The organism is Ornithinimicrobium sp. (genome assembly GCF_051004135.1).
In the GTDB taxonomy this organism is placed as follows: domain Bacteria; phylum Actinomycetota; class Actinomycetes; order Actinomycetales; family Dermatophilaceae; genus Ornithinicoccus.
The window spans coordinates 1-21,712 of record NZ_JBPCKQ010000009.1 but is presented as its reverse complement, the minus strand read 5'-3'; the positions used below and the strand labels follow the sequence as shown (position 1 = coordinate 21,712).

General features: G+C 71.6%; 23 protein-coding genes. 8 read left to right on the top strand and 15 right to left on the bottom strand.

Annotation, left to right across the window (positions count from 1 at the left end):
• Positions 1-12: 12 nt before the first annotated feature.
• The 5 genes from ACR2FV_RS00515 to ACR2FV_RS00495 are packed head-to-tail and all read right to left on the bottom strand — an operon-like array spanning position 13 to position 3,296.
• Positions 13-804 (bottom strand): energy-coupling factor ABC transporter ATP-binding protein, encoded by a 792-nt coding sequence (locus ACR2FV_RS00515; RefSeq protein WP_434013776.1) that lies wholly within the window; start codon positions 802-804, stop codon positions 13-15.
• 15 nt (positions 805-819) lie between these two features.
• Positions 820-1,581, bottom strand: a complete 762-nt coding sequence (gene cbiQ, locus ACR2FV_RS00510) for a cobalt ECF transporter T component CbiQ (protein WP_434013775.1) — start codon at positions 1,579-1,581, stop codon at positions 820-822.
• A 2-nt stretch (positions 1,582-1,583) separates the two neighbouring features.
• On the bottom strand, positions 1,584-1,895 hold the full coding sequence (locus ACR2FV_RS00505) for a PDGLE domain-containing protein (RefSeq protein ID WP_434013774.1): 312 nt from the start codon (positions 1,893-1,895) through the stop codon (positions 1,584-1,586).
• Positions 1,892-2,581: an energy-coupling factor ABC transporter permease gene (locus ACR2FV_RS00500; protein WP_434013773.1), complete on the bottom strand. Its 690-nt coding sequence runs from the start codon at positions 2,579-2,581 to the stop codon at positions 1,892-1,894. Before ACR2FV_RS00500 ends, ACR2FV_RS00505 begins: the two co-directional genes overlap by 4 nt.
• 52 nt (positions 2,582-2,633) lie before the next feature.
• Positions 2,634-3,296 carry a TrmH family RNA methyltransferase gene (locus tag ACR2FV_RS00495; protein WP_434013772.1) on the bottom strand — a complete coding sequence of 221 codons (663 nt, stop codon included), beginning with the start codon at positions 3,294-3,296 and terminating at the stop codon, positions 2,634-2,636.
• A 221-nt stretch (positions 3,297-3,517) separates the two neighbouring features.
• Between ACR2FV_RS00495 and ACR2FV_RS00490 the strand changes: the two genes are divergently transcribed.
• The 3 genes from ACR2FV_RS00490 to ACR2FV_RS00480 all read left to right on the top strand — a co-directional run bounded on the left by ACR2FV_RS00490 (position 3,518) and on the right by ACR2FV_RS00480 (position 7,117).
• A complete protein-coding gene (locus tag ACR2FV_RS00490) occupies positions 3,518-4,861 on the top strand; it encodes a sunset domain-containing protein (protein WP_434013771.1) in 1,344 nt (447 codons plus the stop codon).
• A gap of 277 nt (positions 4,862-5,138) precedes the next feature.
• On the top strand, positions 5,139-5,591 hold the full coding sequence (locus ACR2FV_RS00485; RefSeq protein ID WP_434013770.1) for a C40 family peptidase: 453 nt from the start codon (positions 5,139-5,141) through the stop codon (positions 5,589-5,591).
• Between the two features lie 335 nt (positions 5,592-5,926).
• Positions 5,927-7,117 carry an SH3 domain-containing protein gene (locus tag ACR2FV_RS00480; RefSeq protein WP_434013769.1) on the top strand — a complete coding sequence of 397 codons (1,191 nt, stop codon included), beginning with the start codon at positions 5,927-5,929 and terminating at the stop codon, positions 7,115-7,117.
• Positions 7,118-7,126: 9 nt separating this feature from the next.
• Here ACR2FV_RS00480 and pyrE read toward each other — a convergent pair whose 3' ends face one another.
• On the bottom strand, positions 7,127-7,672 hold the full coding sequence (gene pyrE, locus ACR2FV_RS00475; RefSeq protein WP_434013768.1) for an orotate phosphoribosyltransferase: 546 nt from the start codon (positions 7,670-7,672) through the stop codon (positions 7,127-7,129).
• 45 nt (positions 7,673-7,717) lie between these two features.
• Positions 7,718-9,577 (bottom strand): S9 family peptidase, encoded by a 1,860-nt coding sequence (locus tag ACR2FV_RS00470; protein WP_434013767.1) that lies wholly within the window; start codon positions 9,575-9,577, stop codon positions 7,718-7,720.
• An 87-nt stretch (positions 9,578-9,664) separates the two neighbouring features.
• On the opposite strand from ACR2FV_RS00470, the gene ACR2FV_RS00465 reads away from it, so the two are divergent.
• Positions 9,665-10,429 carry an alpha/beta hydrolase gene (locus tag ACR2FV_RS00465; RefSeq protein WP_434013766.1) on the top strand — a complete coding sequence of 255 codons (765 nt, stop codon included), beginning with the start codon at positions 9,665-9,667 and terminating at the stop codon, positions 10,427-10,429.
• A gap of 54 nt (positions 10,430-10,483) precedes the next feature.
• On the opposite strand, the gene ACR2FV_RS00460 is transcribed toward ACR2FV_RS00465, so the two are convergent.
• Together ACR2FV_RS00460 and ACR2FV_RS00455 are read right to left on the bottom strand one after the other, a co-directional pair.
• On the bottom strand, positions 10,484-11,479 hold the full coding sequence (locus tag ACR2FV_RS00460) for a Gfo/Idh/MocA family protein (RefSeq protein WP_434013765.1): 996 nt from the start codon (positions 11,477-11,479) through the stop codon (positions 10,484-10,486).
• A 27-nt stretch (positions 11,480-11,506) separates the two neighbouring features.
• Entirely contained in the window at positions 11,507-12,286 is a 780-nt protein-coding gene (locus ACR2FV_RS00455; RefSeq protein WP_434013764.1) for an SDR family NAD(P)-dependent oxidoreductase, read from the bottom strand.
• A 56-nt stretch (positions 12,287-12,342) separates the two neighbouring features.
• On the opposite strand from ACR2FV_RS00455, the gene ACR2FV_RS00450 reads away from it, so the two are divergent.
• Positions 12,343-14,265: a penicillin-binding transpeptidase domain-containing protein gene (locus tag ACR2FV_RS00450; RefSeq protein ID WP_434013763.1), complete on the top strand. Its 1,923-nt coding sequence runs from the start codon at positions 12,343-12,345 to the stop codon at positions 14,263-14,265.
• Positions 14,266-14,312: 47 nt separating this feature from the next.
• Positions 14,313-15,098 (top strand): exodeoxyribonuclease III, encoded by a 786-nt coding sequence (locus ACR2FV_RS00445; protein WP_434013762.1) that lies wholly within the window; start codon positions 14,313-14,315, stop codon positions 15,096-15,098.
• A 19-nt stretch (positions 15,099-15,117) separates the two neighbouring features.
• Here the strand turns inward: ACR2FV_RS00445 and ACR2FV_RS00440 are convergent, their stop codons facing one another.
• The 6 genes from ACR2FV_RS00440 to ACR2FV_RS00415 form a co-directional block, all read right to left on the bottom strand.
• Complete coding sequence (locus ACR2FV_RS00440) at positions 15,118-15,387, bottom strand: type II toxin-antitoxin system RelE family toxin (RefSeq protein WP_434013761.1); 270 nt, start codon at positions 15,385-15,387, stop codon at positions 15,118-15,120.
• On the bottom strand, positions 15,377-15,676 hold the full coding sequence (locus ACR2FV_RS00435) for a type II toxin-antitoxin system Phd/YefM family antitoxin (protein WP_434013760.1): 300 nt from the start codon (positions 15,674-15,676) through the stop codon (positions 15,377-15,379). The genes ACR2FV_RS00440 and ACR2FV_RS00435 overlap by 11 nt, the downstream gene beginning before the upstream one ends.
• Before the next feature lie 60 nt (positions 15,677-15,736).
• A complete protein-coding gene (locus tag ACR2FV_RS00430; protein WP_434013759.1) occupies positions 15,737-16,879 on the bottom strand; it encodes an MFS transporter in 1,143 nt (380 codons plus the stop codon).
• A gap of 88 nt (positions 16,880-16,967) precedes the next feature.
• On the bottom strand, positions 16,968-17,549 hold the full coding sequence (locus ACR2FV_RS00425) for an HhH-GPD-type base excision DNA repair protein (protein ID WP_434013758.1): 582 nt from the start codon (positions 17,547-17,549) through the stop codon (positions 16,968-16,970).
• A 72-nt stretch (positions 17,550-17,621) separates the two neighbouring features.
• A complete protein-coding gene (locus tag ACR2FV_RS00420; RefSeq protein ID WP_434013798.1) occupies positions 17,622-19,265 on the bottom strand; it encodes an MFS transporter in 1,644 nt (547 codons plus the stop codon).
• 73 nt (positions 19,266-19,338) lie between these two features.
• Positions 19,339-20,082 carry an LppX_LprAFG lipoprotein gene (locus ACR2FV_RS00415; RefSeq protein ID WP_434013757.1) on the bottom strand — a complete coding sequence of 248 codons (744 nt, stop codon included), beginning with the start codon at positions 20,080-20,082 and terminating at the stop codon, positions 19,339-19,341.
• A 119-nt stretch (positions 20,083-20,201) separates the two neighbouring features.
• Between ACR2FV_RS00415 and ACR2FV_RS00410 the strand changes: the two genes are divergently transcribed.
• Complete coding sequence (locus ACR2FV_RS00410) at positions 20,202-20,741, top strand: hypothetical protein (RefSeq protein ID WP_434013756.1); 540 nt, start codon at positions 20,202-20,204, stop codon at positions 20,739-20,741.
• 73 nt (positions 20,742-20,814) lie between these two features.
• The gene (locus tag ACR2FV_RS00405; RefSeq protein WP_434013755.1) at positions 20,815-21,621 is read left to right on the top strand and encodes a MerR family transcriptional regulator; all 807 of its coding nucleotides are present in this window, start codon (positions 20,815-20,817) and stop codon (positions 21,619-21,621) included.
• The last annotated feature ends 91 nt before the right edge of the window (positions 21,622-21,712 follow it).

Below are 21,712 nucleotides of genomic sequence, written 5' to 3'. Positions count from 1 at the left end.
GGTGGGCGCGGCTCAGCCGCCATGCTTCCACACGCCCGCGCCGCCACGCTCCCGGACCGGGGCCGGCGGCACTGCGAAACCGACCGGCATCTCGAGGCGGTGTGCCGCAAGGAGCGCCGAGTCGCCCAGCACCTGATCGATCGGCCGGTCGGCCGCGATCACGCCCTCGGACAGGATCACCGCTCGCTCGCACAGCTGCAGGGCGTAGGGAAGGTCGTGGGTCACCATCAGGACCGTGACGTCCAACCCGCTCAGGATCTCGGCCAGCTCGCGGCGAGAGGCGGGATCCAGGTTGGAGCTCGGCTCGTCGAGCACGAGGATGTCGGGCCGCATGGCCAGCACGGTCGCCACGGCCACGCGCCGCCGCTGCCCGAAGGACAGGTGGTGCGGCGGGCGATCCGCGACGTCGCCCATGCCCACCGCTGCCAGTGCCTCCTCGACCCGGTCGGCGAGCTCCTGCCCGCGCAGACCGAGGTTGGCCGGGCCGAACGCGACGTCATCGCGCACCGTCGGCATGAACAGCTGGTCGTCGGGGTCCTGGAAGACCAGGCCGACCCGGCGCCGGATCTCCGCCAGGTGCTCATCAGCCACTGGCAGGCCGGCCACGTGCACCGTCCCGGCCCCCGCGGTCAGGATCCCGTTCAGATGCAGCACAAGCGTCGTCTTGCCGGCGCCGTTGGGTCCGAGCAGGGCAACCCGCTCCCCCCGACCCAGGCGCAGGTCGACGCCGTAGAGCACCTGCCGGCCGTCGGGGTAGGCGTAGGCCAGACCACGCACGTCCAGCACGACTTCGCTCGCCGGCACCGGGGTCACCACCGCTCAGACCAGGTATGCCGTGAGCAGGACGACCGCCGCCGCCGTGGGCAGGGCGAGGGCGGTGACCACGTGGACCCTGCTCACGGGGGGCCGTGCCGTGTCCGGCAGCGATCCGGCGTACCCCCGCGACAGCATCGCCAGGTGGACCCGCTCGCCACGCTCGTAGGAGCGGATGAACAACGCTCCCGCGCTGCGCGCCAGCACCGGCCAGGACTTCAGCGAGCCACCCCGGAAGCCCCGGGACTCCCGGGCGATCCGCATTCGGTGCATCTCAGCGGTGACCACCTCGAGGTAGCGCAGCATGAAGGACAGGATCTGCACCATCAGCGAAGGCATCCGCAGCCGCTGCAGCCCGGCCACGACCTCCCGGGGCTCGGTGGTGGTCGCGAGCAGCAGGGCTGCCAGGACCCCGAGCGTGGCCTTGGCGGCCAGCAGCCAGGCCGCCTCGAGCCCCGCCTCGGACAGACTCAGCGGACCGACCTGCACCCGGGGACCGGTGGCGATCACCGGCAGCAGCAGGGCGAAGACCAGGAACGGCGCCTCGATGACCATCCGCGGCAGCAGGAAGGCCAACGGGACGGTCGAGACGCGCACGGCCGCGAGCAGGAGGATCAGATAGCCGGCAAACGCCGTCGGGTGCTCGGCGGGCGTGGCGACCACGAGCACGACGAAGGAGACGAGCGCCACGAGCTTGAGATGCGCCGGCAGCCGGTGGACCGGTGAGTGACCGTGGAAGTGCAGGGCGTGTCCGTGCGGGGCTCCCACCGTCAGCGATCCTGGTGACCGCGGCGGCGCAGCAGCCACATCAGGGTGAACGCGATCGCCGCGGTCACCGCGACACCGAGGACCCCGGCCAACCCGCCGGAGAGCCGCTCGTCGCCGACGCCGGCGGTGCCGTAGTCAGCCAGCGGCGAGCCTGCCGCGGCCGAGTCTGCGGCGGTGTCAGCGAAGCCCACCTGCGCCGCGACGTACTCCAGCCCGTCCGGGTGCGAGGAGGCGTAGAAGCTGACGACACCCGCGACCAGCAGGCACGCTGCCAGGCCGGTCAGCACCAGTGCCTTGGTGGAGATGCGTTTCATGCCCGCACCCCGCTGCGGATCTCCAGGTCGGCCGGACTGCGGTAGGGGCGGGCGCCCCGGACGAGGTCGGGCCGCACGGCCAGCACCGAGGAGACGACCAGTGCGGTGATCACACCCTCGCCCAAGCCGATCACGGTGTGCCAGCCGACCATGACGGCCACCAGCGTCGAGAAGTCCAGCGGTGCCTGGCCGCCGACGGCATACAACGCACAGAACGCCAGGGCGGCGACCGGGACGGAGACCAGCCCGGCGACGAAGGCAACGCCCGGCAGGACACCCACTCGCCGAGGCAGCAGGGCCGTGCCGAGCCGGTAGGCACCCCATGCCGCCCAGACACCCACGATGGCCATCAGGGTGATGTTGGTCCCCAGCGCCGTCAGCCCCCCGTCGCCGAACAGCAGGGCCTGCACCACGAGCACCACGCTCACGCACAGGGTGGCGGTCCAGGGGCCCACCAACAAGGCCGCCAGCGCTCCCCCCAACAAGTGACCCGAGGTGCCTACTCCGACCGGGAAGTTGATCATCTGGCCGGCGAAGACGAAGACGGCGGCGAGTCCCGCCAGCGGAGCCGTGCGGTCGTCGAGCTCACTGCGGGCGCCGCGCAGGGCGGCGGCGATGCCCCCGACGGCGACGACACCGGTGGCCGCGGACGTGGTCAGGTCAAGGAAGCCATCAGGAACGTGCATGGTGAGAGCCTAATGCAAACACTTCGCATTTGCCAGGTCTCTTTGCCAGGTCTCACGGAGTCGGCCCGGAGACGTGTTGGCGCACCCAGGCATGCATGGCGATCGCACCCGCGGCGCCGGCGTTGAGGGAGCGGGTGGAGCCGTACTGGCTGATCGCGACCACCTGGTCGGCGCAGGCCAGCGCGTCCTCGGTCAGCCCGGGGCCTTCCTGGCCGAGCAGCAGGACGCAGTGTCGCGGCAGCTGCGCGTGCTCCAGCGGGAGTGCCGTGACGGTGTTCTCCACGGCGATGATCGGTATGCCCTCGGGCTGGCGCTGGGCGCGAGCCCAGGCCGCCAGCGCGTCGACCCCTGGATGGTGGTGCTCGTGCTGGTAGCGGTCGGTCACCATCGCCCCGCGACGGTTCCACCGCCGCCTGCCCACGATGTGGAATGCCGCGACGTTGAAGGCGTTGGCGGTGCGGATGACCGATCCGATGTTGAAGTCGTGGCCCCAGTTCTCGACCGCCAGGTGCAGCTCGTGGCGACGGCTGTCCAGGTCGGCGACGATCGCCTCCCGGGTCCAGTAGCGGTAGCGGTCGACGACGTTGCGCCGGTCACCCTGGGTGAGCAGCTCCGCATCGAGGTGCCGTGGCAGTGCCCCTGTGTCGTCCCGTGGCCAGGGGCCGACCCAGGGCCCGACCCCCACCTGGCGCGGACCCGCAGCAGCGTCGCTCATCCTCGCTGACCCTCCACACGGTCTGCCGAGACGTCCGAAGCGCTGCTCACGCTGTCTCGCTCTCGACGCGGGCCGGGGGTGCCCCAGCATTGTGACACTCCGGCCGAGCCGTAGCAGCGGGCGAGTGGGCGCACTACGGTGAGCAGCAGGTGCCCTGCAGCAGCGCGCCGACCGACGCGACCGATCAGGGCCGTGTGACCCGAACAGAACGGATCGTCTTCATGCGACCCATCTACTGGTTGTTCATCATCTCCGCGGTCCTCTTGCTCGCGGTCGGCATCTACCTGCTGACCCGCAGGCCTAGTGCTCCCAGCGACGACGATCACGAGGTGTCCGAGTTCGGACCGGGTGGCCGGCACGTGGCGGCCGGCGACGCCGGCGTCGAGCCCGCCGCTCCCGCGCCTCAACCCGTCGAGCCCGAGCGGTCGCAGAACGCTCCCTACGATCAGGAGGCGGACCAGGACGATCGGGCGCAGACCGCCTCGGACGACGGGCATGACGCAGCGGCCGTGCCCGAGGCTGCCTACACCAACACGGCCACGGGGCAGGAGGTGCCGTTGGAGGACGAGCCGTCGGCGCAGGAGGAGCCGACGACGACTCAGGAAGAGACGGCGACTCCTGACGAGGCGGAGCCGCATGCGAAGCAGGACACCTGGGTCCCGGTCGAGCCGCACCCGGAGCAGCAGCACGCCGATCCCGAGGCGCAGGAGCGCGCCGAGCACGAGGCGCAGGAGCGCGAAACCGCCGCCGCGGTCACCTATGGCTCACCGCCGGACCTCGGTGAGGACAAGGTGTACGCGATCCCCGATCACGGGACCCACGGCGCCGACAACGACGCCAGCGGTGCCGACACCCCACCCGTCCCCTTTGCTGCCGGCTCCGCGGATGCCCCCGAAGCCGAGGCCATCCGGCACTCCGACGCCGGTCATCCGGGGCCGTCCAGCCAGCACGCTGACGACGCCGAGTACGCGCCAGGGGAGGTGGGCGCCGACTCCCCCGGACCGGAGCCGCGGCACGGTGCCGGTTCGACCGCATACCCCACCGCGGAGCAGACCGGTCAGGGCGCCCCGGGTCCGGACAGCCAGCCGACCGATGCAGCGATCCTGACCCCTGGAGTCGACGATCCCGACATCGATCACCCGGGCGACGATGATCGCCGTCACGACGACGAGCGGCCCGCCGAGGGGCAGGATGAGCACACCGCCGTTCCGCAGGCCGAGACGGCCCAGCCGGTCGAGACAGTGGAGAGGGTCGAGACGGTCGAGACGGTCGAGCCTCAGGCTCCGACGGCGCCTGCGTGGGACGAGCATGACGACGACGTCCCGCCCGACGCCGCAGCCGCCGGCTTCGAGCCGGCTCCCAGCCCCTACGGCCCCGGCACCGCGCTCCCTGCCGAGGACGGCTCAGGACCTGCGAACTGGGACATCAAGGGCAACACCGGTTCCATGCTCTTCCACACCACGGACTCGCCAAGCTATGCCGAATCGCGGGCCGAGGTGTGGTTCGAGTCCGAGCAGGCTGCACGCGCCGCGGGCTTCGCGCACTGGGATCGCAAACGCCGCTGAGGGCGCAGCCGGCGCCGTCAACGCGCGACGGGTAGGTAGCGGACTTGGCCCTCCGCGGGGTCAATTCTGGCTCAAGGGTTGCCTGCGGCTACGTTTGCGCTTCACTCTTGGTGTCTTCCTGTGACTCCCCTGACCCAGACTGGATAGCCCATGACTGTTGCGCGCCCGCCTGCCCTCCACCCGCCGAAGCACCGCATCGCTCCTCGCAGGGGCGGCGCGAGACGCGGAGTGCTGCTGCTCGCGGCGGCGCTTTCGTTGAGCTCCGGTCTCCCTGCCCATGATCGACCAGCGCAGCGACGGCTGGGTCGATCTGCCCGGTGACCGCTACGTCTCCAGCGTCATCCTGAGCGAGACTCCGCCTGGGGGTGGCACGACTCCCCCACCGGCGGAGGGCTCGCCCAGCGCAGCCGCGGTCCTCTCGATGGCACAGACCTACACCGGTGTCCGGTACGTCTACGGCGGTGAGGACCCGTCCGGCTTCGACTGCTCCGGTTACACGCAGTACGTCTTCGGCCGGCTCGGGGTCTCCCTTCCCCGCACCGCGGCCCAACAGTTGGCCGCGACTACACCGACGAACAACCCCCGGCCCGGTGACCTGGTGTTCTGGGGCTCCTGGCACGTGGGCATCTACGCCGGCAACGACTACGTCTACGACTCGGGCCGGAGCGTCCAGCAGACGTCGAAGCGCCGGATGTTCCCCGGCGTCACCAGCTACGGCCGGGTCGGCTGACCGCTCCTGCCCACCCGGATCTACCGTCTGAAACCCCTAGTTCACGTGCGATTTCGTGAGCTTTGCTGGACCTAGAGGATGTTCGTCGCGATGACGTGCTGAACTACATGAATAGTGTGAGCAAGATCACGCTTTCCTCACGGCACGTCGTCAGCGTAGCCGCTGTGACCTGTGTGAAGGGAGGGTTGCGCGATGCTCGTGTTGTCGGATTCACTCCCGGTGTCGACCCACCCTCACGTCGGACTGGACGGACCATGACTGTCGAGCACCCCCCCGCCCTCGGTTCATCGCCGCGATCCCGCCGTTCCCTTCGGTATGACGTGCGAAGAGCCGCCATGCTCCTGGCCGCAGCCTCGCTCCCGGTGGGCGCGGCGGTCCCCGCGCACGCCGCGCCGGCGCCGGCCAAGACTCCAGCGCCGCAGGACGCCCTGGCCACGACCACGCCACCAGTGCTCGGCTCGGGGGTGAGTGGACTCGCCTCCATTGGCACGCTGCGGACCGCGCCCGGCACGACGACTCGCTACGTCGACGTCGGCCTGGCCAATGTCCGCCGCGGGCCCGGGATGGGATACGACGTCGTCGGAACCCTCACCCGAGGGACCAGGGTGACCGGCACCTCCACGCGGGGATGGCTCAGGATGGGCGACGGACGCTACATCGGCACCTCGATCCTGACCGGCACCGCGCCCGGCGGCTCGGGGAGCTCAAGCTCCGGCGGGAGCTCCCACGCAGGGCCCACCGTCACCCGCTGGGTCACCGCCACGGGCGGCAACGTGCGCTCCGGCCCAAGCCTGAGCCACCACGTCACCGGCACCCTGCGCCGGGGCGCCAAGGTCACCGGCACCCTGACCAGCAACGGCTGGGTCCAGATGCCCGGCGGGCGCTTCATCTCCGGCTACATCCTGACCGGCACCGCGCCGGGCCGGGACAACGGGGGCGGCTCCCGCAGCCGCGGCAGTGAGGTGGTCCGCTACGTCACCGCCACGGCCGGCAACGTGCGCTCCGGGCCGAGCACGTCTCACCGGGTCGTCGGCACGCTGGCGCACGGCACCCGAATCCGCGGCGTGCCGCGCAGCGACGGGTGGCTGGCTCTGGGCGACGGCCGCTTCATCTCCGGCGTGATCCTGTCCGCGCAAGCGCCCGGCGCCGGGGTGGCGCCCCCGCGGACTGCTCCCCCGCCCTCCGCCGGGTCCTTCGACCGGGCCCAGCTGCTCTCCGTGGCGCAGCGATACACCGGGTTCAGCTACGTCTACGGCGGTGAGGACACCTCCGGCTTCGACTGCTCCGGCTACACCCAGTTCGTCTTCCAGCAGATCGGCGTGCGGCTACCCCGCACGGCGGCGCAGCAGCTGGCGGCCACCACGCCCACCACCGACCCGCGGCCCGGTGACCTGGTGTTCTGGGGCTCCTGGCACTTGGGCATCTACGCCGGCAACGGTTACGTCTACGACGCGGGTCGCAGCGTCCAGCAGACGTCGAAGCGCCGGATGTTCCCTGGCGTCACCAGCTATGGCCGGGTCGGCTGAGCGGTCGGGTCACCCCAGACCGAGATCGGCCAGCGCGTAGGCCGCGCGGTAGTCCAAACCATGCTCGTGCACCCTCTCCCGGGCACCACTGGCCCGGTCGACGATCACGGCCACAGCAGCGACCTCAGCGCCGGCCTCCCGGCAGGCCTGCACGGCCGTGAGCGGCGAGTCGCCCGTGGTGGACGTGTCCTCGACCACCAGGACCCGCCGATCACGGATCGGGGGGCCCTCGATGCGCTGCTGCATACCGTGCGCCTTGCCGGACTTGCGCACCACGAACGCGTCGAGACGATCGCCGCGGGCCGCGGCAGCGTGCAGCATCGCTGTCGCGACCGGGTCGGCGCCCATGGTCAGCCCACCCACGGCATCGAGCTCCAGGTCGGCGACCAGGTCGAGCATCAGCTGACCCACCAGGGGTGCGGCCACACCATCGAGGGTGACGCGGCGCAGGTCGACGTAGTAGTCGGCCTCGGCGCCCGAGGACAGTGTGACCCGGCCGTGCACGACGGCCTGGTCGCGGATGATCTGCAGCAGCTGCTCGCGGGGGGTGCTCACGGTGGGCCAGCCTAGTGGGCGGGTCACCCCGGCGTGGGTCGTCGGCTACTCGTCGCGGGGCCCGGCGAGGTGGCGGTGCAGGAAGTCGATGGCCGCGGGATAGGCGTCGATCTTGTTGACCCGCTTGACCAGTCCGTGGCCTTCGTCGTCGTAGACCCGCAGCTCGCACGGCACACCCTTGGCCTGCAGCGCAGTGGTGATCTGCCGGGCCTCGCCCACCGGAACCCGGGGGTCGTTGGCGCCATGGATGACGAACAACGGCGCGACGATCTGATGCAGGTAGGTGATCGGCGAGGCCCGCGTCAGCAGCTCGCGGTGATCCTCCAGCGAGCCGTACTCCCGCTCGCGGTAGGCCCGCCGATAGCCCGAGGTGCGCTCCAGGAAGGTCACCAGTGAGCTGATCCCCACGATGTCGACACCGGCCGCCCAGCGGTCGGGCTGCATCGAGACCCCGGCGAGCACCATGTAGCCGCCGTAGGACCCGCCCCACAGCGCGGATCGCTGCGGGTCCAGACCCTGGGTCGACAGCCAGCCGTGCAGGTCGGCCAGGTCGGCCACCGACTCCAGCCGCAGGTCCACATCGTCCAGGGAGTACCACCGCTTGCCGTAGCCGGTGGAGCCGCGCACGTTGGGCACCAGCACGGTCAGCCCGGAGGAGGCCAGGGCCTGCACGACGGGGTGCCAGATCAGATCGGACGCTGCCTCGGGCCCACCGTGCACCAGCAGCACGCTCGCCCCGGCGAGGTCGTCGTTCGGCGTGGCTCCGGCATACCGGAAGCAGGGGATCTGCTCACCGTCCCGCGTCGGTATGCGGTGCGTGCTCGGCTCGGTCAGCGCGTCCCGCACCGCTGGTGGCAGCGCCGCGGCGGAGGAGACCAGCGGTGCCGCGGCGCCGGTGCCGGCGTCCACCAGATGGATGACGCCGGGCTCGGTCGGTGCGGTGCCCGAGACCACCAGGTGGCCCGAGTCGGGCGACCAGCGCACCGAGACCGCGGCCAGTGCGGGCACGTCGACCCGGGCCCGGTGCGCACCGCCGGTCCCGTGCACCGCGAGGCGCATGGCGCCGTCGACCAGGGTGCCGATGACCATCGCCGAGCCGTCGGGGCTGACCCAGCAGCTCAGGTCGTGCGCGTCGTCGGCGACCAGCACGTCCCAGGAGCCGTCCCGGTCCAGTCGCTGCACGGCGGCGAACTCGCGGTCGTGGTTGCTGGCCAGCAGGAGTGAGGTGTCGTCGGCCGACCAGCCGGGAAGATCGTGGTGGGCATGGTCGTCGGGGTCCGTGAGCGAACCGGGGCCCTCCACGCCGGGACCGAGCAGGTCCAGCACGGTGGAGCAGGGCTGCAGGCTCAGCCGCAGCACGGCCAGGTCGCGCTGCGCGTGGTCGAGCACGGCACCCACGACATACCCGCCGGCGTCGTGAAGCACCCGCTCGGCCCCGGTCTCCAGGTCGCGGGCCACGACGTCCATGTCGACGCCGTTGCGCCGGTTGGTGGAGTAGACCAGCGTCTGCGGGGTGACGTCGCGCAGGTCGTGCAGGTGCTCCGGGTCGTGCACCAGGAGGGTGAGCGCGTCCAGGCCGACGGGGCGTTCGGGCAGCGGGTCGAGGTCGAGCAGCGACAGCTGCACCAGCTCATCGCCCCCCTGGTCGTGCTGCACCACGACCTGACGACGGCCGGGCAGGTAGCGCCCCGAGCACTTGCCGGGCAGGTCGGTCAGTGCTGTGCGCGTGCCGTCGGGGGCGATCTCGACCAGCTGCACCGAGCCCAGCTCATCGTGCCCGGCCAGCACCCGGCCGGCGTCGTCGACGTCGAAGGCGGTCCAGGTGCGGGCCGAAAGCAGCTCGGTGATCAGCGTCGTGGAGTCCATGCCGCGACCGTAGTCCGTGAGCTCGGTGCCGAATGTCACCCCGCGCACCGTCCTGCGCCGTAGGGCCGTGCATACGGTGACACTCGACACCCTGTGCCCGCACCGCCGTGACCGTACGGTGGGGGCATGGCGCTGATCACCTGTGACTTCTACTCCGACGTCCTCGAGGTCAGCACCTCGATGACGGTGCTGCTGCCGCAGCAGACCCGGACCCAGATCGGGATGTCCGGCGCGCCGGGACACGGCGAGCCGCCGGTCCTCTACCTGCTGCACGGCCTGTCCGACGACCACACCACCTGGGTGCGGCGGACCTCGATCGAGCGGTATGCCGCGCCGCTGGGTCTGGCGGTCGTGATGCCGGCGGTGCATCGCAGCTTCTACGCCGACGAGGTGCACGGCCACCGCTACTGGACGTTTCTGAGCCAGGAGCTGTCGCAGGTGGTGTCGTCGTTCTTCCGCGTCTCGCAGCGCCAGGAGGACACCTACGTCGCCGGTCTGTCGATGGGCGGATACGGCGCGTTGAAGTGGGCGCTGCGCGAGCCGGACCGCTTCGCCGGCGTGGCCAGCATGTCCGGCGCCCTCGACGTCGTCCGGATGCCGGAGCGGCCGGAGCGAGCCGGTCTCGTCGAGCGGGTCTTCGGCGGCATGCCGGGGCCACAGGACGATGTGCTGGCCCTCGTGGCCTCGGCCGACGTCGAGGCGCTCCCACCGGTGCATCTGAGCTGCGGCACCGACGACGAACTGGTCGAGGGCAACCGTGTCTTCGCCCGGGCTGCGCGCGAGGCCGGGGTGCAGCTCACCGAGGACTTCCGCCCCGGCGAGCACGAGTGGGGGTTCTGGGACACCGAGATCCAGAGCGTCCTGGACTGGCTCCCGGGCCTGTCCACCTGAGCCCTCATCGACCCGGACCTGCTCGTCGCGCCGTCACGGACCCCCTCGAGCAGATCAGACCCGGAGGTCGGAGTCCTCCTGGTGGTGCACGCCCAGTGCCTCGCAGGCCTGGTTGAGGGTGCGCTGCACGGCGAGGGTGTCGGCCAGCGGCATGACCTCCGACTCGGTTCGCCCGGCGCGCAGGCACTCGGTCACCTCGATCAGCTCGTGGCTGTAGCCGCCGCCGAGCGCGGGAGCCTCGATGACCTCGGGGTCGCCGCCGCGGGGGGTCAGCACGATCGAGCTCGGGTGGTGGAACCGGGGCGGCACGTCGATCACGCCTTCGGTGCCGATGATGCGGGCCGATCCCGGGCTGGGCTGGCGCAGCGAGGCCAGCAGCGTGGCGGCCCGGCCGTCGTCATAGCCCAGCAGCAGCGCTGCCTCCAGGTCCACCCCGGTCGGGGCGAGGGAGCCGACCACCTCGACCCGGTCAGGGGCGCCGAGGAAGTAGTGCGCGAACGACACGACATAGACCCCGAGGTCGAGCATGGCGCCGCCACCTTGTGCCGGGTCGAAGAGCCGGTCGGCCGGGTCGAAGGGCTTGTCCACCGCCAGGTCGGCCTGCACGCAGCGGACCTCGCCGATCGCCCCGTCGCCGACCAGCTCCCTCAGCCGGACGACCGCGGGTTGGAAGCGGGTCCACATCGCCTCCATGGCGAAGACGCCGCGCGATCGGGCGGCGTCGATCACCTCCTGCGCTCCCTCGACGGTGGCGGTGAATGCCTTCTCGACCAGCACCGCCTTGCCTGCCTCGATTGCGGCGAGGGCGATCGCGTGGTGCTGCGGGTGCGGGGTCGCGATGTAGAGGACGTCGATCTGCGGGTCCTCGATGATGCCGCGGTAGCTGTCGTGCACCCGGTCGGCCCCGAACTCCTGCGCGAACGCGGCAGCCCGTTGCTGCGAGCGAGAGGCCACCCCGGCCAATCGCGCGTGCGGGACGTGCTCCATGTCTGCGGCCACCGCCCGGGCGATCCGCCCCGGCCCGACGAAGCCCCAGCTGATCTCATCCATCCGCCCAGCCTAGGGGTCGGCGACAGCTCAGGTCGGCCAGGTGCGCCGCCGCGCCGCGAGCGATCCGGTCAGCCGGCGCACCAACGGGCGGGGCAGCAGCCGGGCCGTGCCTGCGAGCGCCTTGTAGTGCAGCGACGGAACGGAGATCACGCGACCGGCGGAGACGTCGTCAAGGGCGTCTTGGGCCACCCGGTGCGCCTGCAGCCACCAGCCGTCGGGCAGCTTGGACATGTCCATCTCGGCGCGGTCGTGGAACTCGGTGCGCACGAAGCCGGGGCACACCGCGGTCACGGTCACTCCGGTGCCGGCCAGCTCGGTGGCCAGCCCCTCGGAGAACACGGTGACCCACGACTTGGTCGCGGCGTAGGTGCCCATCGCGGTGAACGAGGCGACGGAGGAGACGTTGAGGATGGCGCCGTGGCCGCGCGCCCGCATGGCACCGCAGGCCGCGTGACTGGTGACCAGCACCGCCCGCACCATCACGTCCAGGGCTCGCTCCTCCTGCGCCAGGTCGCCGGTGCTGAAGCGGCGGCGCACCCCGAAGCCGGCGTTGTTGACCAGCAGGTCCACCGGCCGGTCCGGATCGGCGACCCGTTCGGCGACCCGCTGCAGCTGGGCCCGGTCGGCCAGGTCGGCAGTCAGGACCTCGGTGCGCACGGCATACCGGCGGTGGATCTCGGTGGCCAGGTCATCCAGCCGCCCGGTGTCGCGGGCCACCAGGATGACATCGTGGCCGCGGTCGGCGATCTCGACGGCAAACGCCCGGCCCAGGCCGGCCGAGGCGCCGGTGACCAGTGCGGTTCCCATGCACCCACCCTATGGTCGGGCGTATGCCGGAGCACGCCTCGTGGTGAGATGTCCGGGTGGTCCGACGCCTGCCCCTTGTCCTGGCCTGCCTGCTGAGTCTGGTCGTGACGACGGCGTGCTCCGCGCCGGAGCCCCCAGAGCCGGACCCGTATGCCGAGCAGGTCGCTGACGCGCTGGAGACCGGGGAGCCGTTGCCCGGCTGGGACGACGCCGCGCTGCTGGGCCCGGAGGGACCGCTCGGCGGGTTGGCGGACGTGCCGCACACCGTCGACGTGGTCTCGGTCGGGCCGGTGCAGGAGAGCCAGGACGGGCCGAACACGGCGCAGGTGGTGCTCGAGTGGTCCTGGCAGGTGGGCCAGGAGCAGACCTGGGACTACCAGCGCCCGGTGCAGCTCGAGCTCATCGAGGCCAGCGAGGACGACCCGGCACGGTGGACCTCCACCCCCGACGCGTCCTGGCTTGGGGAAGGCGTCGGCCCGAAGGGTGACCTGTCGGTCCGGACCACGCCGGCGCAGCGCGGCGACATCACGGACGCGGACGGGACGCCGATCGTCACCGCCCGCCCGGTGCTCCGGCTGGGCCTGGACAAGACCCGGCTGGAGGGCGGGACCGAGGCACAGATCCGCGACGCCGCGGCCGAGGTGGCCGAGGTCGTCGGGGTCGATCCGACATCCTTCGGTGATCAAGCAGTGGCCGCCGGGCCGTCGGCCTTCGTGGAGGGTTACAGCGTGCGCGAGACCGATCCCGGAGTCGACCTCGACGCCCTGACGCAGACCACCGCCGGACTCGCCGTGCCCGCCGAGCTGCCGCTGGGCCCGACGCGCAGCTGGGCGGCGGCGATCCTGGGCCGCTCCGGGCCGGCGACCGCGGAGATCGTCGAGGACTCCGACGGCCAGATCCAGGCCGGTGACACGGTGGGGCTCTCCGGGTTGCAGCGCAGCCTGGACCCCGCCTTGCGGGGACAGCGCGGGGTCAGCGTGGGGCAAACCGTCGAGGGCGGGCCGGAGGGGACGCTCTTCGAGGTTGCGCCGAAGCCGGGCGGGCCGGTGCGGCTGTCCCTGGTGACCGCGCAGCAGAACCGCGCAGAGCTGGCGCTCGAGGCCGAGACCGAGCGGGCCGCGGCGCTGGTGGCGCTGCGCCCCTCCGACGGTCACGTCCTCGCGGCGGCCAGCAGCCTGGGGGCCGACGGCGCGAACGTCGCGATGACGGCCCAGGTGCCGCCCGGCTCGACCTTCAAGATGGTCACCGCCCTGGCCCTGCTCCGTGCGGGGCTGACCCCGGACTCGCCGGTGCAGTGCCCGGCGACGATCACGGTGGACGGCTTCGAGATCAGCAACTTCCCGGACTACCCGAGCGGGTCGACGGGCACCATCCCGTTGCGCGAGGCCATCGCCCAGTCGTGCAACACCGCGATGGTCAGCTCCCGCGACCAGATCTCACCAGCGGCTCTGGCGCAGGCGGCCACGGCGCTGGGCGTCGAGGGTCCCGCCCCGCAGACCTGGGAGGCCTTCCTGGGCAGCGTGCCCACCGACGGGAGCGGCACGGCATACGCCGCGTCGTTGTTCGGTCAGGGTGAGGTGCTCATGTCGCCTCTGGCGGTGGCAACCACAGTGGCCTCGGTGCAGGCCGGCCGCACGACGGCCCCCGTGCTGGTACTCGGGCCGGATGCGGTGGCCGACGCGCCGGAGCCGTCCCCGGCACGGCCGCTCACCGAGACCGAGGCGGCCCAGCTGCGCGAGCTGATGGCCGGGGTGGTGACCGACGGGGGCGCTCAGGGTGTGCTCGGCGACCTCCCCGGAGCGCCCGTGATCGCCAAGACCGGCAGCGCGGAGGTCGGCACCGGCGAGGGGACGTCGGTGGATTCGTGGGTGGTCGCGGCCCAGGGTGACCTCGTCGTCGCCGTGTGGGTGCAGGGCGGCGGCTACGGCGCGCAGACGGCCGGGCCGATCGTGCGAGACTTCCTGCTCGCCCAGGGCTGAGCCAGGCGCGTCCGGCCCCCGTCGGTGTCGGCCCCTAGGGTGGCCGGGTGCGCATCGCTACATGGAACGTCAACAGCATCCGGGCCCGGGTCGACCGGGTCACCGCCTTCCTGGAGCGGCACGACGTCGACGTGCTCGCCGTGCAGGAGACCAAGTGCCGCGACGACCAGTTCCCCCACCTGGCCTTCGAGGGCACCGGGTATGCCGTGGCGCACACCGGGCTCAACCAGTGGAACGGGGTGGCGATCCTCTCCCGGGTCGGACTGGACGACATCCAGGTCGGCTTCGACGCGGTGCCGGGGTGGGGCGATCCGTCGGTCGTGGAAGCCCGGGCGATCTCGGCGCTCTGCAGCGGCGTGCGGGTGTGGTCGCTCTACGTGCCCAACGGGCGGGGCCTGGGCGACCCGCACATGGACTACAAGCTGGACTGGCTGGAGCGGTTGCGGCAGGCCGGGGCGGGGTGGCTGGAGCAGGACCCGCAGGCCCAGGTCGCGCTGATGGGTGACTGGAACATCGCGCCGCAGGACGACGACGTCTGGTCGATGGCCTACTACGAGGACAAGTCACATGTCAGCCCGCCGGAGCGGGCAGCCTTCACCGGGGTGGTGGATGCCGGGTATGCCGACGTGGTGCGCCCGCACGTGCCGGCCGGCGCCTTCACCTACTGGGACTACACCCAGCTGCGGTTCCCCAAGAAGCAGGGGATGCGGATCGACTTCGCCCTGGGGTCGCCAGCCCTGGCGCAGCGCGTGACGGGCGCCTCGATCGACCGGGAGGAACGCAAGGGCAAGGGGGCCTCCGACCACGCCCCCGTCATCGTCGACCTGGTCTGATGCGCATCCGCCGTCTCGATCAGGGCGCTCGGTAGGCGTCGGCCCGGCCCCGCACATCGAGCACGACGACGACTCTGCGTTCTTCGTCGATACGATAGCGGATGTGGTAGTCACTGCGTCGGGCGACCCAGTGCTCCGCGTGTGGGGCGTGCAGCTGCTCGCCGAGTCGATGCGGGTTCTCGCGGATCGAGCCGTCCATAAGCTCCCACGCTGCGGCGGCGACCGTAACCGGGAGCTCGTCGGTCAGCGCCCGACGGGCGGGCCGAGCCAGCTCGACGTCATACCTCACGAGGTTCGGGGTGGCCAGCACGCCGCTCGGCTATCAGGCTGGCCATCTCCTCCCTGGGGGTCACCTGCCCCTCGTCGATCGAGCGTTCGGCCTCGGCGAGACGCTCCCGATCACCCGGGTCGTTGAGGAGCGCCAGTGTCTCCATGATCGACTCGTAGTCCTCGACCGAGAGCACGACTGCCGCCGGCGTGCCGTTGCGGGTGATCGTGAGGGTGTCATGAGTACGTGCCACATCATCCACCAGGGCGGAGAGGCGATTGCGCACGGTCGCCAGAGGCAAAGTTGTCATAGCCACGATTCTAGCCACTCCTGCAGACCTTCTTCATCGCCCGCTGCGTTGTGGGGCCGGTCAGCGTCGGCGCAGGGCGAGCGGCAGCGTGGCCGCGGCGAGCACGGCCGCGACTGCGAGCGCCTCCGTGAAGCCGTAGCCTGCTGCGACGAGGCCGACCAGCACCGAGCCGATCCCGGTGCCGAGGTCGAAGCCGACGTTCCAGACCGCGCTGGCCAGCTTGTGATGCACCCGCGGCACGACGTCGAAGGCGACGACCAGGGTCAGGTTCTGCAGCCCCCCGTAGCTGACGCCCACCAGTCCGGCGGCGACGACGAAAGCCACCAGCACCGGCGCGGCAGGGTCGGGGACCCGCACCGTCCACGCGGTGAGGGTCATGCTCAGCACCGTCAACAGCACCAACGGCCACAAGAACGGTTGCGTGCCGTGGCGATCGCTCAGCCCGCCCATCCCCCACCGAGCCACCGCGGCCGTGGCGCCCATGGCGAAGAGTGCCGCCGCCGAGGCCAGCCCGCTGTCGACCAGCTGCGGCGCGAAGCTGGCCAGGGCCCCTCCGGCCAGGGTCACCCCCAGCAGCAGGACGGTGGGCCGCAGCAGCCGCAGGTATGCGGTGCGCCGGCCCATCTCCTCGTCGCGGGCAGCCGCGGCACCGGGGTCGTCGGCAGGGGGCTCGTGCAGGATGCGACCGAGGGCCAAGGCGGCGGGGATGCCCAGCAGCGGCAGGCCGCTGACGGTGAACACCACCCAGAAGCCCCACGTCTGCGCCACCCATGCACCGCCCGGCAGCAGGACCAGGTTGGGCAGCGCGATGGCCAGCCCGTAGGCGCCGATCGCCGCACCCCGGCGGGCCGGGTCGACCAGCTCGGCGACGGCCGCGCTGCCGGTGACCGTGAGGATGCCGAAGCCCACGCCACGCACCGCCGACAGCACCAGGATCGGGATCAGCGCGTCGCTGGCGATGTGGCCCAGCGCAGGCAGCCCGAGCAGCAGCATCCCCAGCGCCATCACCGGCCCCCACCCGAACCGGCGCAGCGCCCCGGGCACCCACAGCTGGGTGAGCACGGTGAACAACAGCAGCACACCATTGACCAGCCCGGCTCCGGCCTCGTCAGCGCCACCCCGAACGGCCCACAGCGGCGCAACCGGCAGCAGCGCGGCATACCCCGCGAACCCGGTGAGGGTCATCGCAATCAGTGCCGGCATGCCCCGGGCGCGCCAGATCGAAATCGCGATGGGGGTGCTCCTAGCTTCGGGTCGTTGCGGGTTGGTGCGGTGCGCGTCGCGGCGCAGGTCAGCCCTTGGCGGCCTTGGCTGCGGCTTTCTGCTCCCGCTTCCAGACCCGCACCTGGGTCATCGACTCCTCATCAACGACGTCGGCGATCGACATCCGGGCCCCGTGGCGCCCGTAGTCGCCGGCGGCCTGTTGCCAGCCGGGCGCCTCCAGGCTGCGCTGCTTGCCCAGCAGGGCCAGGAAGATCCGTGCCTTCTGGTCACCGAAGCCAGGCAGCGCCTTGAGCCGCTTGAGCACCTCGCGGCCGTCGGGCTCCCCGTCGGTCCACAGTGCCTCCGCGTCACCGTCGTAGTCGCGGACGACCGCGGCGGCCAGGTCGTGCACCCGGCGGCCCATGGAGGCCGGGAAGCGGTGCACCGCGGGCGGGGTGGCGCACACGGTCACGAACTCCTCGACGTCCGTCTCCGCGATCAGCCGCGGGGTGACCTCGCCCAGACGTTCGGCCAGCTTGTGCGGCCCGTCAAACGCGACCTCCATCGGGATCTGCTGGTCCAGCAGCATGCCGACCAGCAGGGCGAACGGATTGTCGCTGAGCAGCTGGTCGGCCTCAGGCTCCCCGACCAGGTGCAACTTCGCAGTCATGCTTCGCATCCTGTCACCCCGTGGCACTGCATCCGTCGCTGCGGGCGCTTTGCTTCCGGCGCTCCCGGGACGTCAGCTCGCGGTGACCCTGTCCCGGTCTGCGCTGCGACGTCCGAGGCGCAGTGCCAGCAGGGCGGCCAGGGCCGCCGCGATCGCCGCTCCGGTGAACACCGTCTGCACCTGCACCACGCCGGCGTCGAGCAGGGCCTGCGCGTCGGTCGGATCCGGCAGCAGCGCGACCGCGTCGTAGAAGCGCCGCAAACCGACCGCCGTCAGCAACGCCAGCCCGACGACCATCCCGACCATCCGGGCGACCACGACCAGGGAGCTGACCGTGCCGTGCGCGTCGTCGCGGGCGTCGGCCAACGCCGCGTCGTTGACCGGGGCGATCGCCAGACCGACGCCGAGCCCGGCCGCGGCCAGCACCAGGGTGGTGGAGACATCCTCGGCGAGGGAACCGCGGGTCCATGTCGCCATCACCACGAGGGCACCGGCTGCCAGGGCCAGACCGGGCGCAGCGACCAGCCCCGGGCCGATCCGGCGCAGCAGCAGCCCGCCCAGGACGGCGCCGACCGGCACGGCGACCAGGAAGCGCACCAGCACCAGCGCCGCCTGTGTCTGGGTGGTCTCCCCGTCCAGTCGGGCCAGCAGCGGCACGTCGACCACAATCGCCACCAGCGCGGCACCGACCAGCAGGCTGACGACAAGTGCAGGTCCGACCCGGCCGCGCACGACACCGGGAGCAACCAGCGGATCGGCTGCCGTGCGCTGCCGGATCACGAAGCCGACGACGGCCACCGCCCCGACCGGCAGCAACCACAGACCCCACGGTCCGAGCACCTCGGTCTCCGGGTCGGCGGAGGAGAAGGTCAGCACCAGCGAGCCCAGTGCGAGCGCGACCAGCGTCGCACCCAGCAGGTCGGCCCGCAGCAGCAGCGGCAGCCATCGCGGGGCGCTCAGCAGGCCCAGCACCAGGATCGCCACGGCGGCCGCAAGGCCGATCGGGGTGGCCGCGCGAGACCCGCTACCGGGGGCGAGGGGGACGAACGGCTCGCCGTAGGCCACCGAGGTCACCAGAGCCTGCGGCGCCCACAGCGCCAGCACCGTCAGGACGGTGGCGATCAGGGCCACCACGACGATCAGGAGCGACATCAGCCGGGAGGACCGGCGGGCGACTGCGCCCTCGTCACGCGACCGACCGGCGGTCCGGCCCAGTGCCCAGATCGCCAGTGCGCACAACACCCCCAACGTCACATTGAGCCAGAAGATCGCCCGCCAGGTGCTCACCAGCAGCACCGCGGCGCCGAGCAGCGGGCCGAGCACCGCGCCCAGCTCCTGGACGGCGCCGACGAGACCGAGCGGCATACCCCGCCGCCCGGGTGGCCACAGGTCCGCGACCAGGGCCAGGGTGGCGGGCACCAGCCCTCCGCCGCCCAGGCCCTGCAGGAACCGGCCACCCACCATCACCGGCAGCTCCACCGCCACAGCGGTCACCGCCGAGCCCACGACGAAGATCGCCAGACAGGCGATCAGGATGTGTCGCCGCGGGACCAGGTCGGCCAACCGTCCGATCAGCGGCAACACGGCGATGTAGCCGAGCAGGAACCCCGAGATGATCGGGGTCCCCCGCTGCAGGGCCTGGATGCCCAGCCCGGCTCCGGCCATCATGTCGGGCAGCGCCAGCACCACGACATACGTGTCGGCGGCGGCCAGCATCACCGCGAGCGCGGCGACGCCCAGCAGCGTCCGCGACCCTCGATGGGTAGAGGTGCCGGCGATCGCCACGAGGCTAGGGAGCGGTGATCTCGACCGGGACCCCGTAGTCGTCCAGGGTCACCGTGTAGGTCGACTCGGCCGGTGGGTAGAACGGGCCCGTCAGGGTGACCGTGCGCGCCTCCCAGGACTCCTCGACAAGGCCGTAGACCACGTCGAAGGTAGCCTCGGGCGCGCCGGCGTTGAGCAGGTCGACGATCAGGTCGCCGGGCAGCGTGCCGCTGACCTCCTGCACCACGTCGGCGCCCGCCCGGGACTGCTCCCCGAACTGCGGGTTGTCGGTCTTCTTCAGCAGCGACACCAGGCCGGTCTCGAGGTCGAACAGCCCCGCCGGATCGGGCACGTTGAGCGAGTCCGGATCCGTCTCGGCGTAGCGCCCGGTGAACGGCAGCTCTAGGTAGAGCAAGTCGTCGACCGCGATCGTCGGCACGTCGGCCTGGATGCCCGTGAGCTTGGCGGTGATGGTCCCCTCGAAGGCGGCGGGCTCCAGGGTCCCCGACCCTTCGGCACCGATGACGTAGGCCGACTCACTCTCGGGCAGGCTCGAGCCGACCATGCCCAGACTGACCGAGCCGGCCGAGGAGAGCACGTCGTGGGCCTGGTCCAGCCGGTCCTGGGGCGTCGGCTCGGAGGTGGCGGCGGCGTCGTCGGGACCGCTCGGCTCGTCGTCGCTGCAGGCGCTGAGCCCGAGGAACCCGACGCCCGCCAGGACGACGAGCGCCCGGACTGGTCGAGCCTGCCGTCGCGCTCGGATATCCATGTCTCCCCTTGTCGATTGTGGTGCGACTGCCCCTAGTATGCCGTCGCGACGGCATCCGCTTTGGCGGGACCGGATCAGCAAAGCCACGAAGACCGCACGGTGAAGCAGGGAGGGGACCCATGATCACACCGGACGCTCGGCATACCACCCGCCCGTCCGGATCGGTGACCGCCGTTGTGGCCCTGCTGAGCGGTGTCGTGCTCACGGCCTGCAGCAGCGAGCCGGAGCGGGCGGGTGACGTCTCGGGCACCGTCGGTGAGCCAGCGGACCTCACCCAAAAGCTCAGTCTGCCCGGCGTCGAGGTCCACCTCGAATCCGTGGTCAAGGATGCGCAGTGCTCCGACGGCGGTCTTCGGCCCTCCAACGGAGACTTCATCGCTGTCGAGGTCACCGTGCGCAACGCGGGGGACGAGGACGTGGTCGGCATGTCGTCCTTCGAGTGGCAGGCAATCGGGTCCGATGGCGCCTCGATCCCGGCGCACGCCAAGGTCCCGACCTACGGCTGCTTCGCACCGGACCAGCAGTTCCCGCTCGAGTTCGACGGAGCAGACGAAGTCAGCGGCACCCTGCTCTTCGACGCACCCGCCGACACCGAGCGACTGGTGGGCAGTGCGATCTACGTCAATCCCAGTCCGACGTTCACCCTCGACCTGGGTTGAGCCGAAGTCTCGCCGCGTCTCGACGGCCACTCTTGACTCTGACACCGTGTCAGGCCGTAGACCGGGAGTCGTCATGCTGAGCATCGGAGAGTTCGCCCGGCACGCTGGAGTCAGCGTGCGGATGTTGCGTCACTACGACGCGTTGAAGCTGCTGGAGCCGTCATACGTCGACCCCGACACGGGGTACCGGTCGTATGCGGCGTCACAGCTCCCCCGCGTCAACCGGCTGGTCGCGCTGAAGGGGCTCGGGTTCACTCTCGAACAGGTGGGTCCAATCCTCGACGCGCAAGTCTCGGCGGAGGAGCTGCGCGGCATGCTGACGCTGCGCAGCGCCCAGCTCGCCGAGCAGATCGAGGCTGACCGGGCGCGGTTGCAGCAGATCGAGCGACGTCTCCGAACGATCGAGAAAGAAGGAATCATGTCGGATCTGGAGTATGTCGAGAAGTCCCTTCCGCCCGTGCGGCTGGCCCAGCTGGTCGCCCAGGTGAGCACCCAGTCGGAGATCGGTCCACAGATCGGCCCGATGTTCCAGCGATTGGGCCAGGAGCTGCCCGCGGTGGGCGTATCCGTCGACCAGCCGGGGGTCGCGTGGTACGCCCCTGTCGCCGAGGGGATGCAGATCGCCGCGGCCTACCCGACGGTCCTGGAGTCGGTTCCCGTGGACGGAGTCGAGGTCGCTGACCTCACCGCCGTGGCCCGGGCGGTCACGGTGGTGCACCACGGGTCTGTCGAGACCATCGGTGACACCTGGCAGGCGCTGATGCGGCACCTCGAGGCTGAGGGGTTGTCGCCGAGCGGGCCAGGGCGGGAGGTCTACCTGGAGACCCCCCTGGACGACGGGGACCGTTGGGTCACCGAGCTGCAGCAGCCCGTGGCCTGACCGGGCGCCACGCCATACCGTCCGGGGCCGGCCGACCGATATGCGCTCCACTGGGGCCTTCGCAGGGTGCGGTCGCGCGCACATCGGTCGG